General features: G+C 64.0%; 14 protein-coding genes and 1 pseudogene. 1 reads left to right on the top strand and 14 read right to left on the bottom strand.

Annotated elements, in window-relative coordinates; translation table 11 throughout:
- Positions 1–44 precede the first annotated feature (44 nt).
- From KO516_RS23195 to alr, 13 genes are all read right to left on the bottom strand, one after another.
- The gene (locus KO516_RS23195; protein WP_216006163.1) at positions 45–689 is read right to left on the bottom strand and encodes a protein-L-isoaspartate(D-aspartate) O-methyltransferase; all 645 of its coding nucleotides are present in this window, start codon (positions 687–689) and stop codon (positions 45–47) included.
- Positions 686–1,468, bottom strand: coding sequence for a 5'/3'-nucleotidase SurE (surE, locus tag KO516_RS23190; protein ID WP_216006162.1), 783 nt, complete (start codon positions 1,466–1,468; stop codon positions 686–688). The genes KO516_RS23195 and surE overlap by 4 nt, the downstream gene beginning before the upstream one ends.
- Positions 1,469–1,702: 234 nt before the next feature.
- Positions 1,703–2,365 carry an SDR family oxidoreductase gene (locus tag KO516_RS23185; protein ID WP_216006161.1) on the bottom strand — a complete coding sequence of 221 codons (663 nt, stop codon included), beginning with the start codon at positions 2,363–2,365 and terminating at the stop codon, positions 1,703–1,705.
- Between the two features lie 32 nt (positions 2,366–2,397).
- Complete coding sequence (locus tag KO516_RS23180) at positions 2,398–2,661, bottom strand: amidophosphoribosyltransferase (protein WP_216006160.1); 264 nt, start codon at positions 2,659–2,661, stop codon at positions 2,398–2,400.
- Positions 2,662–3,052: 391 nt separating this feature from the next.
- Positions 3,053–4,519: an amidophosphoribosyltransferase gene (purF, locus tag KO516_RS23175; RefSeq protein WP_216006198.1), complete on the bottom strand. Its 1,467-nt coding sequence runs from the start codon at positions 4,517–4,519 to the stop codon at positions 3,053–3,055.
- Between the two features lie 209 nt (positions 4,520–4,728).
- A complete protein-coding gene (locus tag KO516_RS23170; protein WP_216006159.1) occupies positions 4,729–5,295 on the bottom strand; it encodes a CvpA family protein in 567 nt (188 codons plus the stop codon).
- Between the two features lie 33 nt (positions 5,296–5,328).
- The gene (gene radA, locus KO516_RS23165) at positions 5,329–6,693 is read right to left on the bottom strand and encodes a DNA repair protein RadA (RefSeq protein ID WP_216006158.1); all 1,365 of its coding nucleotides are present in this window, start codon (positions 6,691–6,693) and stop codon (positions 5,329–5,331) included.
- A 96-nt stretch (positions 6,694–6,789) separates the two neighbouring features.
- Positions 6,790–7,620 (bottom strand): DNA repair protein, encoded by an 831-nt coding sequence (locus KO516_RS23160; RefSeq protein ID WP_216006157.1) that lies wholly within the window; start codon positions 7,618–7,620, stop codon positions 6,790–6,792.
- 154 nt (positions 7,621–7,774) lie between these two features.
- Positions 7,775–8,239, bottom strand: a complete 465-nt coding sequence (locus KO516_RS23155; protein WP_252737864.1) for a paraquat-inducible protein A — start codon at positions 8,237–8,239, stop codon at positions 7,775–7,777.
- On the bottom strand, positions 8,236–8,619 hold the full coding sequence (locus KO516_RS23150; RefSeq protein ID WP_216006156.1) for a hypothetical protein: 384 nt from the start codon (positions 8,617–8,619) through the stop codon (positions 8,236–8,238). The genes KO516_RS23155 and KO516_RS23150 overlap by 4 nt, the downstream gene beginning before the upstream one ends.
- Positions 8,620–8,623: 4 nt before the next feature.
- Complete coding sequence (locus KO516_RS23145) at positions 8,624–9,370, bottom strand: ABC transporter ATP-binding protein (RefSeq protein ID WP_216006155.1); 747 nt, start codon at positions 9,368–9,370, stop codon at positions 8,624–8,626.
- 34 nt (positions 9,371–9,404) lie between these two features.
- Complete coding sequence (locus KO516_RS23140; RefSeq protein ID WP_216006154.1) at positions 9,405–10,187, bottom strand: ABC transporter permease; 783 nt, start codon at positions 10,185–10,187, stop codon at positions 9,405–9,407.
- Complete coding sequence (gene alr / locus KO516_RS23135) at positions 10,184–11,221, bottom strand: alanine racemase (protein ID WP_216006153.1); 1,038 nt, start codon at positions 11,219–11,221, stop codon at positions 10,184–10,186. Before alr ends, KO516_RS23140 begins: the two co-directional genes overlap by 4 nt.
- Before the next feature lie 189 nt (positions 11,222–11,410).
- Here alr and KO516_RS23130 point away from each other — a divergent pair.
- Positions 11,411–12,513, top strand: a pseudogene (locus tag KO516_RS23130) (IS3 family transposase); the annotation flags it as partial.
- Between the two features lie 211 nt (positions 12,514–12,724).
- Here the strand turns inward: KO516_RS23130 and KO516_RS23125 are convergent.
- Positions 12,725–12,919, bottom strand: coding sequence for a hypothetical protein (locus KO516_RS23125; RefSeq protein ID WP_216006152.1), 195 nt, complete (start codon positions 12,917–12,919; stop codon positions 12,725–12,727).
- Positions 12,920–13,354: the final 435 nt, after the last annotated feature.

Raw genomic sequence — 13,354 nt, 5'->3', positions numbered from 1 at the left:
CGCGCCCCTTGTGGCTGGGACGTCGCCTGAAATGGTGGCCGAGCCTAGCTGTCCTTTGCAAGACCCTCGACAAGTGGAACGAACCGTACCGGGCGCAGTTCGTCATATTCAAAGCCGTTTTCGGTGCGGGTGACCCGGATCAGGCTCTGGACGGCGTCGGACTGGCCCACCGGCACCACCATGATACCGCCGACCCGCAACTGCGCCAAGAGCGGGCCAGGAGGGTCTTCGGCGGCGGCGGTGACAAGAATGCGGTCGAACGGAGCCTGATCTGGCAGACCGAAACTGCCATCGGCGGTAAAAGCGGTGATGTTGGCAAGGTCCAGCGCATCGAACACCTCGCGCGCTTGGGCGACAAGGCGGCGGTGGCGATCCACCGTATAGACCCGGCGCGCCAGCTGGCTGAGGATCGCCGCCTGATACCCCGAACCGGTGCCGATCTCGAGCACCTTCTCGCGCCCGGTCAGTTTCAGCGCCTGCGTCATCAGCCCCACCACCGATGGCTGCGAGATGGTCTGCCCGCAGGGGATGGGCAACGGCACGTCGTCATAGGCCCGCTCGGGGAAGTAGCTGTTGACAAAGGCGCCGCGGTCGATGCGCTCCATCGCGTGCAGCACAGGCTCCTCGGTCACGCCATGAGAGCGCAACGCGTAGAGCAACTGCATCTTGGCATCGGCGTCAAAACTCATTCCCAGACGTCTTTCAGCGCGGGGAGCATGTCATGAGCGGTCAGATCAGCGCGCATCGGCGTGACCGAGATGTAGCCCTCAAGATTGACCTCGGCATCACAGCCGGGCGTCGACGGGCTGCGCTGGTCGCCGCCGCGGATCCACAGGAACCTCCGCCCCGATGGCGAAAGCTGTGCCTCGGTGCCAAAGCTGGTGCCGATCCGCTTGCCCATGGGGACCAGCCGGGTGTCGAGCACCTCCGCGGCAGGCACCGGCGGGAAGTTGACGTTCCAGAACAACCTGTAGGGATGGTCGTCGGCAGGGGTTGCAAGGATCTGCCGGATCACTCGCGTACCATGCGCCGCCGCCGCTTCGAACGGGTTTTCGAGCCCGCGCGTGCGGGGCCCGAGATATTGTGACAAAGCGATCGCGGGAAGTCCCTGAAGCGACGCCTCCATCGCACCGCCAAGCGTGCCGGAATAAAGCGCGTTCTCTGCTGAATTGTTGCCGCGGTTGACGCCGGACAACACCAGATCGGGAGGCGTGCCCTTCAGTACATCGTGGATCCCGGCAAGAACGCAATCGGCCGGGCTGCCCTCCGCCGCCCAGCGACGGGGGGCCATTTCCGACACCATCATCGGGTGGGTGTAGCTGATGCAATGACCGACGCCGGATTGCTCGAACGCTGGGGCAACGGTCCAGACTTCGCCATCCGGGCCGGCGAGTTCCTGTGCGATCGCTTCAAGGATGGCGAGGCCCGGAGCGTTGATGCCGTCGTCGTTGGTAATGAGAATGCGCATGAATGCCCCTGTCTTTCCGTCTCAATAGGAAATGTGGCGCGGATCGGCAAGCGTAGGGGCTTGTTGCGAGCCCCGAAATGGGGGCGCTGCCCCCTCGCGCGCCGGAGCGCGCTCCCCCCGGGATACTTCAAGCCAGAAGAAGCTCGGGCACTCTGGCACTACCATGGGTTTCTTCTGGCCCTAAATATCCCCGCCGGAGGCATCCGGCATGGCGGGCAGGCGCGGGCTTTCTGGTCAGAGAAGGCCGGTCTGTCCCAGCAGTCGGCTGGCTTCTTCGAAGGGCGAGGCAAGTTTCGTCTTGTCCTCACCGGGGAAGAAGCGTTGGCGGGTGGCCGTGTGCATCGGACGGGGGCTGAGAATATCGACTTTGGGCCCGGTCTTGAGGCTTTCCGCAGCAAAGGAACGGCAGAGCGCAATCTGGGCTGATTTGGTTGTCCCGTAATGGGCGTAGAATTTTTCGCCCGCATGGTCGTCTTCAAAAAAGAGCGCGCGCCCCTGTGAGCCGAGCAGCGGGGCCATGTAGGGAATCAGGTGCCCCATTGCGGTCAGGTTGGTGGCAATCGAGCGTTCCCAGTCCTTGACGTCAATATGGCTTGCCGGCGCCAGCGGCGCCGCGTGGATCGCCGTATGCACCCAGAGCGCCGCGCCGCCCCAGCGATCGAACACCGACCGGCAAAGCTGCGCCATTGCGTCGGCATTGGTGATGTCCATCGGTGCTAGTGTGGCGCTGCCGCCCCGTGCCTTGATCCGGTCATCGAGATCCTCGAGCCCGCCCATGGTGCGGGCCACCGCAACCACATGATGGCCGGGGGCGAGCGCCTCGGCGAGGGCGAAGCCGAGGCCGCGCGAGGCTCCGGTGACGATGGCGATCTTCTCGGGGGCGATATGGTCTGTCATGTCTTGCGATCTGCCGCGCGGCGGCGCGCTTGTCAATCGCTGCCCGGCACCGACATCCAGTTGCCACGGCCGTTTGACGCAAGCGCGATGCGGCTGTCGTCGATGGCGACGACCTGCTGGCGTCCGACACGGCTGCCGATCTGGACGGTGGCAGTGTCGCCGCCGGGCAGCCGCAGTAGCGCCCGGGGGGCGCTTTCGCTGCCGAATGTGCCCAGAAGAATGATGCCACGCGAGGGAATATCGGCACTGACCGTGGCGGTGCGCGCCACGGCGTCGGGGGTTCGCGGATTGGTCATGTTGGTCTATTTCGCCTCGATATGTCGTCGCTGCCGCGGGGGTATTCGGCCTGAGGCGCCGGCGAAAGATGTGCGGCAATCACCCCCGCGTGAGCGCGGCAGTATCAGCGGAAAGACGCGCGCAGGGCAGCGAAGACCTGCCTAAGGCGCAGGGTAACTTGCTCTGTGGAGGTCGACCAGCTTGGCTGGGAAGTGGCGGATCGGCGTCAACCCGTGTAGGGGCAGAGGCCGATCCTGCGCCGGATCGATTGCGAGGTGGCCACGCGTGATGTCGCTGGCTTGCAAAGCGGCAACAGCGCATCACGCGCCAATCGGGCGACCAGAGCGTGGATGGCAAAGCTGCGGGCGTGCTCGGCGAGGGGGCAATCCCTTCGCCGAACCGCCCGCGTCTTTATTCGGCGGCTTTGAGCTTGAAGCCCTTTTCGATCATGTCCGCCGGCTCGACCGGATATTCTCCCGAGAAGCAGGCGTCGCAATATTGCGGGCAGGCGCTGTTGCGGCCCGACGCTTCGCCCGCCGCGCGGTACAGACCGTCGAGCGAGATGAATTTCAGCGAATCCACCCCGAGATGTTCGCGCATCTCGTCTTCGGACATGGTCGCGGCCAGCAGCTTTTCGCGCTGCGGTGTGTCGACGCCGTAAAAGCACGGCCAGGCCGTGGGCGGCGAAGCGATGCGGAAGTGGACCTCGGCGGCGCCGGCATCAAGGATCATCTCCTTGATCTTGCGCGAGGTGGTGCCGCGCACCACCGAATCGTCGACCAGGATTACCCGCTTGCCGCGGATCAGCGCACGATTGACGTTGAGCTTGAGACGCACGCCCATGTTGCGGATCTGCTCGGTGGGTTCGATGAAGGTCCGGCCCATGTACTGGTTGCGGATGATCCCCATGCCGTAGGGGATGCCGGACTCATGGGCAAATCCGATGGCCGCTGGCGTGCCGCTGTCGGGCACCGGGCAGACCAGATCCGCCTCGACAGGCGCTTCGCGGGCCAGCTCGACCCCGATCTGACGGCGGGTTTCATAGACCGACCGGCCGCCGATGATGGAATCGGGGCGCGAGAAATACACATGTTCGAAGATGCAGAACCGCGAGCTTTTCGAGCGGAACGGATGCGAGCTTTCGACACCCTTGTCGGTGATCACCACCATCTCGCCCGGCTCGATCTCGCGGACATATTCGGCGCCGATGATGTCGAGCGCGCAGGTTTCGGACGACAGGCACCAGCCGTCGGCCACCTTGCCCAGCACCAGCGGGCGCACGCCAAGCGCATCGCGCACGCCGATCAGCTTGGTGCGGGTCATGGCGACGATGCTGAACGCGCCTTCGACGCGGCGCAGCGCGTCTTCCATGCGCGAGGGGATGTCGCGTTGCAGTGAGCGCGCCATCAGGTGGATGATGCATTCGCTGTCCGACGAGCTTTGGAAGATCGAGCCGCGTTCGATCAGCTCGCGGCGCAGGGCGACGGCGTTGGTGATATTGCCGTTATGGGCAATCGCCGCGCCGCCCATCGAGAATTCGCCAAAGAACGGCTGCACGTCGCGGATCACCGCCGCCTTCGATCCGGCGGTGGAATAGCGCACATGGCCGATGGCAAGCGCGCCGGGCAGGGTTTCCATCAGCGACTGCTTGGTAAAGTTGTCGCGGACGTAGCCGAAGCGGCGGGCCGAGTTGAAGCCGTGTTCAGGCGCGTAGGAGACGATGCCCCCGGCTTCCTGACCTCGGTGCTGAAGGGCGTGCAGGCCAAGCGCGACGAAATTCGCCGCGTCGGTCACACCGATCACGCCGAAAACGCCGCATTCTTCATGTAGCTTGTCCCCGTCGATCGCGTCGAAATCGAAAGGGTTGGCGGGGGGCATCTGGCGCTCGGACAAGTGCAGCTCCGAATCCGGTATTGAGGAGGGTTGCCCCCACATACTGGCATGACGCGCCAGTGTCACGGAAGGATCGCGCTTTGGCGATACAAGTTTGTTACACTTTCCCTTGTTTTGAGGCGCAACAAGGGGTTGGGGATACGAAAAAGGCGCGGCTTGCGCCGCGCCTGCTCAACATCCGCGCAAGGGCGGGATCAGATATCGGCGGGGGCCTGACACACAGAGACCAATTCTTCGTACTGGCGGGTGACCCAGCCAAGCGCCTGCTCAGGGTTCTGGTCTTCGATCTTGTCGGTGAATTGAGAGAAAACCATCGCTGAGCGTGAATCGTCGATCATCGCGACATCCTGCGCGGTGATCACCGTCTGGTAGACAAAGAAGGCGACCGCGACCAGCAGCACGCCGCGCGCCACGCCGAACAGAAAGCCAAGCGCCTGATCCAGCCCGCCAAGCGCCGAGCGTTGCACCACGCTCGAAAACACCGGGGTGAACAGCGACACCACCACGAGCGCCAGCGCCAGCACCGCGGCAAAGCCCGCGATCAGCGCCAGCTCGCAGCTGTCGGTCAGGAATTCGCCGATCACCGGCGCTTCTTGCACCAGCGGCTGCACCTGCGGTGCAAAGATATAGGCAAGGATGGCGGCGATGACCCATCCGGCGATGGCGAGGGCTTCGCGCACGATGCCCCGCGAATATGCCAGCAACGCCGACAGCACGATGACGATGGCGACGACGCCGTCAACTGCAGTAAAACCTTCCATCCGATCCCGGTCCTGTCTCTTTTACTGTGCGCCTCAACCGGCGCCGAATACTTCGCCCACGACCGTTGCAAGGTCGGGCATTTCGGTCAGGCTCATGCCCCCGCCCTTGGCTTTTCCGCCGCGGGGCAGAATCGCAGTCGTGAAACCAAGTTTCTGCGCCTCTTTCAACCTGTTTTCGGTCTGACCGACCGGGCGGAGCGCCCCGGAGAGCGATATTTCTCCGAATACAACCGTTTCGGGGGGCAGTGCGACGTCTTCTCGCGCCGACAGCAGGGCTGCGGCGACGGCCAGATCGGCGGCCGGTTCGCTGACCTTCATGCCGCCGGCGACGTTGAGGTAAACGTCGAGCCCGGCAAAGGGAATGCCGCAGCGCGCCTCGAGCACCGCAAGGATCATCGCCAGCCGCCCGCCGTCCCAGCCGACAACCGTGCGGCGCGGCTGCGCCTGCGGGGTCGGGGCCACCAGCGCCTGAAATTCCACCAGCACCGGGCGCGTGCCCTCGATGCCGGAAAACACCACCGAACCGGGGGCAGGGGTGCCACGTTCCGACAGGAACAGCGCCGAGGGGTTGAGCACCTCGCGCAGTCCGCCGCCGGTCATCTCGAACACGCCGATCTCGTCGGCGGGGCCAAAGCGGTTTTTGACGCTGCGCAGGATGCGGAACTGGTGGCCGCGCTCTCCTTCGAAATACAGCACCGTGTCGACCATGTGCTCGACAACGCGCGGGCCGGCGATCTGGCCGTCCTTGGTGACGTGGCCCACCATGATGACGCTGCAGCCGCGCGCCTTGGCAAAACTGGTCAGCTCATGCGCGGCGGCGCGTACCTGCCCGACAGAGCCGGGCGCGCTGCTGACATTATCGGCCCACATGGTCTGGATCGAATCGATGATGGTCAGCGCCGGGCGCTCTTCTTCCAGCGTGGCGAGGATGTCGCGCAGGTTGGTTTCGTTGGCCAGCTTGACCGGCGCCTGATCCAGCCCGAGCCGCTTGGCGCGCATCCGCACCTGCGCGCTGGCCTCTTCGCCGCTGGCATAGATCACCTTGAGCCCGGCCCCGGCAAAGGCCGCCGCCGCCTGTAGTAGCAGCGTCGATTTGCCGATCCCCGGATCGCCGCCCACAAGGATCGCCGAGCCGGGCACCAGCCCGCCGCCGAGCACCCTGTCGAGCTCGTCCATGCCGCAGGAGGTGCGCGGCGGCGGGGCTTCGGATTGCGACAGGTCGGTGAGCTTGGCGCTGCGCCCGCGGCTGTTGCCAAGCGCCTTGCCCGGAGGTCCGGCAGAGACCGGTGCCTCCTCGACGATGGAGTTCCATTCGCCGCAGGCCTCGCACCGCCCCGACCATTTCGAGGTGGCATTGCCGCAGGATTGACAGATGAAATTCGATTGTACGCGCGCCATGCCGCCTACATGGCCCGCGCGCCCGGCAGGCGCAAGGCGTGGCACGCCGACAGGAGCGCCGCCCCCGCGATGGTGATCAGCTGGCGGCGATCGAGGTCATTCCGCCGCCTGACGCGGGTTCATCGCGACCACGCGCGGCTCGCGCGCTGCCGCTGTTTGCTCGGGCATCGAGGGTTCGGGGGCGTGGGGGCCGGGCTCGGCCGCTGTGGTTGGGGCGGCTTCGGGAAGGATCTCGGGCAGGATTTCCACGAGCTCTTCGCGGAGCCGGGCCAGCTGCGCCGCGCCGATGTCTTCTTCAAGCGACACCTGCATGTGCCACTGGCGGATCTCGGTCGCGACCGCCTTGGCCTCGGCAAGGCGGTCGTTGAAATCGTCGATCTCCTGCTGGCGGGCGGTAAGAAAATCGCGCGCCCGCGCCAGATTGCTGTCGGAATAGGTCTGGGCCAGTTCGCGTGAGACATGGCTCATCTGCGCGGCAACTTCGAGCACCGAGGGTTCCAGATCGCCAAGATCGGGGTGGTCGCGCAGAAAGGCGATGCGCTCGCGCACCGAATCGAATTCCGAGGACAGGGTAAAAACGCCCTCGCGGTCGGCGCGGTGCGCGGCGGCGTAGGCCTTGGCGACATCGCGCATGGTCATGTGAAACTTGCGATGCGAGGTCTCGAGCGCCATGATCCGGCGGTTGCTGGGCAAGAAGAACATCAGCCCGAAGGCCAGCGCCGCAAGGGTGAGTTGCAGCCATTTTCCTGCATTCACATAGACGGTCTCGCCAAATTGCAACGGCAGGACCAGCCATGGCACCAGCTCGAATGCGGCGGACAGGCAATAGGCCGACAGCCCGACCCCAAGAGCGATGATCAGAACAAAAGCGAGCCTTTGCATGACGAACTGGATGGCCAGCCCAGCGTCGCGAAACGATGACGTCATGATGTGTACCCCCTGCAAAACAATATAACCGAACCAATGCTTACCCATCATTATATGCCAAAGGGTGCATAACTCGGAAATTTTTTTGACCTTACGTCCTCGCCAAGGGCAGGGCGGGGGGGGGCCTCAGGCCCGAAATGTTGCGACGGTCAGATCAGCCTCTGCGCGTTTCCGCCCAGGAGATGGCCAGCGACGCAAGGATGCAGCCGGTGAACAGATACAGCCCCCACGCGGTTTCGATCCGCCCGACACCGATGCCCTTGGCTAGGGTGATGTAGACCGCCACGAGGAACACATCGGCCATCGCCAGCTTGTTCAGCACCCCCAGCAAGGGCAGCAGACGGCGTGGCAGTTTGCCTGATTGCACGAGGCTGAGCGTCAGCGTCTTGGTCCACGGCACGATCAGCGCCAGCAGCGCCACAAGCATCGCCAGCGCCGCATCGCTTTGCCACAGCGCGGCAATGCCGCTCAGCACGCTGATTTCGTGCAGGCCGAACAGCGGCAGCAGCCCGGCGCGCATCAAGGGCGCAGCCCATGCCACCGGATAGAGCAGCAAAAGCGCCAGATTCGCGACCCTGAGCACGTCGAGACGGCTCTTGCGAAAGGCGGTCATGTTCATAAGAACCGGCTGGCGATCCACAACCCGATGAGCAGCCACAGCAGGGCGATATGGGCAAAGTCGAGGCCGCGCTGGTCGCGGCGCGGCAGGTAGGCGCTGATCGCCAGAAAGAGCGATGGCACCAGCAGGGGGATCATGCCGCTGCCCATTGCCATCAGCCGCGCCGCCGAGGCGTAAAGCGCCCCTTGCGGCGTGCCCGCCATCGGTGCCAGCAGCACCGCGCAGCCCAGCACCGCCAGCACCAGCGCCACCAGAGCGGCAAGGCGCGATGGGCCAGAGGCGCGCAGCACCCGCACCAGCGCCAGCGCGGCGATCAGTTCCAGAAAGACAAAGCGCTTGAAGATCAGGAAGGCGAGCAGCAGGGGGCTGGGTTCGAACATCGGGTTACCTCACGGCGGCAATCGGGCCGGTGGCGCGCCCGTGGATGAATTGTTGCAGATAGGGATCGGGCGCGGCGTCCATCCGGGCCACCGGGCCTGTCCACTTGACGCTGCCTTCGTGCAGCATGGCGACGGTATCGGCAATGGCGCGCACCGAACTCATGTCATGGGTGATGGTGATCGCGGTGGCGCCCATCTCGGTGACGATCTCGCGGATCAGATCATTGATCACCCCGGCCATGATCGGGTCAAGCCCGGTGGTCGGTTCGTCGAAAAAGATGATCTCGGGGTCGGCGGCAATGGCGCGGGCAAGCCCGACGCGCTTTTGCATGCCGCCCGACAGCTCGGCCGGAAAGGCATCGGCCACATCCGGCGTCAGCCCGACGCGGCGCAGCTTTTCGATGGCGATCTCGCGCGCTTCGGCCTTGGGACGGCGCAGCGAGCCGCGCAGCAGGCGAAAGGCGACGTTCTGCCAGACGCTGAGCGAATCGAACAGCGCGGCGCCCTGAAACAGCATGCCGAAACGGGCCAGAAAGGCGTCGCGGTCGCCCTCATGGATGTCGTGGCCATCGACGGCGATGGTCCCCGCGTCGGGCTCCACCAGCCCAAGGATGCACCTGAGCAGCACCGATTTGCCGGTGCCAGAGCCGCCGATGATCACCATCGAGGTGCCCTTGGCCACATGCAGATCGACGCAGCGCAATACCTGCTTGTCGCCAAAGGCTTTCCGGACGCCGTTCAGCAGGATCATGGCGCTAGCCCTTCTGGTGTAGACGACATGCAGATCATAGCGAGAAGAACAGCCCCGTCAGCACGAAGTTGGCGGCAAGGATCAGCACGGCAGCGGCTTCGACCGACCCTTTGGTGGCGCGGCCCACGCCCTGCGCACCTCGCCCCGAATTCATGCCGAAATAGCAGCCCATCAGCGCCGCGATGCCACCAAAAGCGCAGCCCTTGGCAAGTGAGGACAGGATATCCAGCGGTTCGAGAAAGCTTATGGTGTTGACCAGATAGGCGGCCGGGTTGAAGCCCAGCGATTTTGTCGCCACCAGATAGCCGCCCATGATGCCGATCACATCGCCGCAGGCCACCAGCAGCGGCACGGTGATCAGCGCCGCCAGCAGGCGCGGCGCGACAAGATAGGTCATCGGGTTGGTCGACAGGGTGGTCAGCGCGTCGATTTGTTCGGTGACCTTCATGGTGGCGATCTCGGCGGCGATGCTCGATGTCACCCGCGCCGCGATCATCAGCCCAACCAGCACAGGCCCCAGTTCGCGCACCATGCCAATGGCGACGATCTGCGGCACCACGGCCTCGGCGCTGAAGCGCGCGCCGCCGGAATAGATCTGCAGCGCCAGCGCCGCACCGGTAAAGATCGCCGTCAGCCCGACCACCGGCAGCGACAGCCAGCCGACATGCAGCAGCGCCAGCGCGATCTCACGCGGATAGAGCGGCGGCTTGACGATATGCGCCAGCGCCTGCCCTGCAAAGATGGCGACGCGCCCCGCCGAGGCCAGCGCCGTCAGCACGGCGCGGCCCAGCAGCGCAAGAGGCAGGGTTGGGCTCATGCGCCGGTATAGGTCCGGGCATAGCGGCTGCCGAGCCCGGTCAGCACCTCGTAGCCGATGGTGCCGATGGCGTCGGCCACCGCATCGACGCCCTGTTTCGGGCCAAGCAGGTGCAGCGCATCGGGCACTTGCTCCAACGCGGTGACATCGACGGTGATCAGGTCCATCGACACCCGCCCAAGGATCTTGCAACGGGAATTTCCTGCCCAGAGATAGCCCTTGGCGGCCAGCGCCCGGTGGATGCCATCGGCATAGCCCGCCGAGATCGTCGCCACCCTTGTCGGCACCCGCGCGACCCATGCATTGCCATAGCCCACCGCCTCGCCGGGCGAGACGTCGCGGGTCTGGATCACCGGCAGTGCCAGCGTCGCCACCGGCAGCGCATCGGCAAAGGGCATGCCGCCGTACATGCCGATGCCGGGGCGGGTCAGTTCGAAATGATAGTCGGGGCCCAGCAGGATACCGCCCGTCGCCGCCAACGAGCGCGGCACGCCGGTGCCATCGGTCATCTCGCGGAAGGTGCGCAGCTGAAAGGCGTTCATGCCATGATCTGGCTCGTCGGCGCAGGCAAGATGCGACATCAGCAGGCGCGGCGACTGGGCCAGCGCGATGTCGCGCAGGGCGGCCCATTCGGCCGGTTCCATGCCCAGCCGGTTCATGCCGCTGTCAAGCTGGACGCCAAAGGGATGCCCCGGCAGCGCCTCGACATGGCGCAGCATCTGGTCGATGGAATTGAGCATCGGCGTCAGATCGGCATCGCGGATCTGATCCGCATCGCCTGCCATGTGGCCACCAAGAATGTTGATCTCGGGGCCGGGGCCAAGGACGCGGCGCAACGTCACGCCCTCGTCGGTCATGGCGACGAAGAAGCGCCGCGCGCCTTCGGCGGCCAGTGCCGGGCCGACGCGGCCAATGCCAAGGCCATAGCCGTTGGCCTTGACCACGGCGGCGGCTTCGCCGGTGGAAAAATCAGCGAGCGCGCGCCAGTTGGCGCGGATCGCGGCGAGGTCGATGGAAAGCTGTGCCTGTGCCATGGGATGCTTGGAATACGAAGCCGTACCGGGGTCAAGATCAAAAGCAGATCTGCGGCGATCCAATTGTGCCTGTCCGCTGCCCGGCAGGGTCATGCGCAGCATGATCCCGAGAGGGGGCCAAGCGATCGACTTCAACTGGAGTGCAGGCGGATAAAGAAAAGCGTGCAGTGAACGGTTTTCCCGCCAAACAAATATGGCGGCCTGCTGCCGGACGAGATGCGCCGGTTGAAGGCTTTGGAAGATGAGAACACACGGCTGAAGAGTTGGAGGAATCAGCGAACAGTCCGGGGGACTATTCTCCCCGAACAACCGTCGCTGACCTGACGCTTGACCGCGAGATGTTGCAGGACGTGATCCGGCGAAAGCTCTGAAGCCTGGCCGTTTTCGCGAGCTCGTCACCGGGATGTGCATCGACTGGGGCGGGTCGATCAGGAGGGCTTGTGGGGCCGTCCGTTTCGACACCTCCAGCTACCACTACAAGTCCCGGCGCACGGATCAGGCTGCTGTCGAGATGCGGATCAGGGAGATCTGCGAGACGCGTGTCCGGTATGGCTACCGGCGCGTCCATGTTTTGCTCCGGCGAGAGGGTTGGACGATCAATATCAAGAAGACGCGTAGGATTTACAATGAGTTGGGTCTGCAGCTGCGGAATAAACACCCGAAGCGGCGCGTGAAAGCCAAGCTGCGAGAGGACCGGGAAGAAGCCGCCGGACCGAACGATGTCTGGGCGATGGACTTCGTCCATGACCAGCTCGCCATGGGCAAGAAGCTGAGGATCCTGACCGTGGTCGACACGCATTCGCGGTTCTGCCCGGTCGTAAATCCGCGGTTCAGCTATCGCCGCGCGGACGTGGTTCAGACGCTGGAAGGTGTTTGCGCCATGATTGGCTACCCGAACACCATACGGGTCGACAACGGCAGCGAATTTATCTCCCGCGATCTGGACCTGTGGGCATATGCCAACGACGTCACGCTGGACTTCTCAAGGCCAGGCAAGCAGACGGACAATGGTTTCATCTTGCGTCGGGGCCAACAGTCCCCCGGACTGTTGCCTGATCCCTCCTCACCTTCAACAGCAAGCTCCGAGCAGAATGTCTGAACGCCCACTGGTTCATGAGCCTGACCGCCGCCCGTGAAAAGTTAGAAGATTGGCCCCTCTCGGCAGATTGCTTCGCAATCGCCTGCCGGGCAGTGGTAAACACTACAACGAAGACCGCCCCCACAGCGCGATCGGATACAACGCCCCGATCGCCATGCACTATCCCGATGGCGCCACCAGCCCGTCATCGTGAAAAGCCGGAAAAATCCAGCTTCCGGCGGTCCAGCGTTGGGGAGCAGTGCAAGTGGCGCAGACTCTACATTACGGTGAGTGATTGCGCGGGGGGGCAGGTCAGACCGCAAGGCGGTAGGCGCTAGCTTGCAGGCGATTGCGGATGAGTTGAACACGCTGGGCGTGGCGACGGCTAGGGGGGTGAGTGGCAGCCATCGACAGTGCGAAATGCGCTACTCCGTTAGCAGCCCCTGTGCTCGACCATCGATGGTTTCTTGAAGGTTATCCGGTAGAGGGGCCCCAGTATGAACCTTCTGTGAAATCTGAAATGTTCCTACTATGTCGCCATTCTTCGTCTCGCCGGTGACAAGAATCGTGTCGAAAGTGTCGCCCTGTTGACGGGCAATCTGGGTGATCAAAATCTTCATGGATTATCCTAACGGTAAACGAGTGTCATGGCAGGGCGCTTCGTTGGGAGCGAGAGCCGAATTTGTGATGACGCTACCGCAACGCGGTTTATAGATCACTCATTTTTCTTTCTCGCGATACGTTCACCGGTTTTTGCTCGGCTCGCTGAGCGAGACTAGATCGGGTCACGCGAAGCCGCACTAGCGGGCAATCTATGTTCCCCCGATGTTCCCCCAAAGAAAAAGGCCTAGAGGTTTTACCCTCTAAGCCCTTCAATTATTTGGCTCCGGCGGTAGGGGCCGGAGACCTGATCTCAAGTCATTGAAATTATGAGACCTTCTTGGGGCGACTCCCGTTCGACTCCGCAATGTGACAGCGACTGTGCCGTAACCTGTGCCATCTGACAAGGCTGGTCATTCTCTGTGCCTACAAGATGGCTTTGTTGCACAAATCGG

Source organism: Citreicella sp. C3M06, assembly GCF_018860705.1.
Lineage (GTDB): Bacteria > Pseudomonadota > Alphaproteobacteria > Rhodobacterales > Rhodobacteraceae > Salipiger.
Note: the sequence above shows the minus strand (reverse complement) of the source record. Positions and strands in the feature narration are given on the sequence as shown.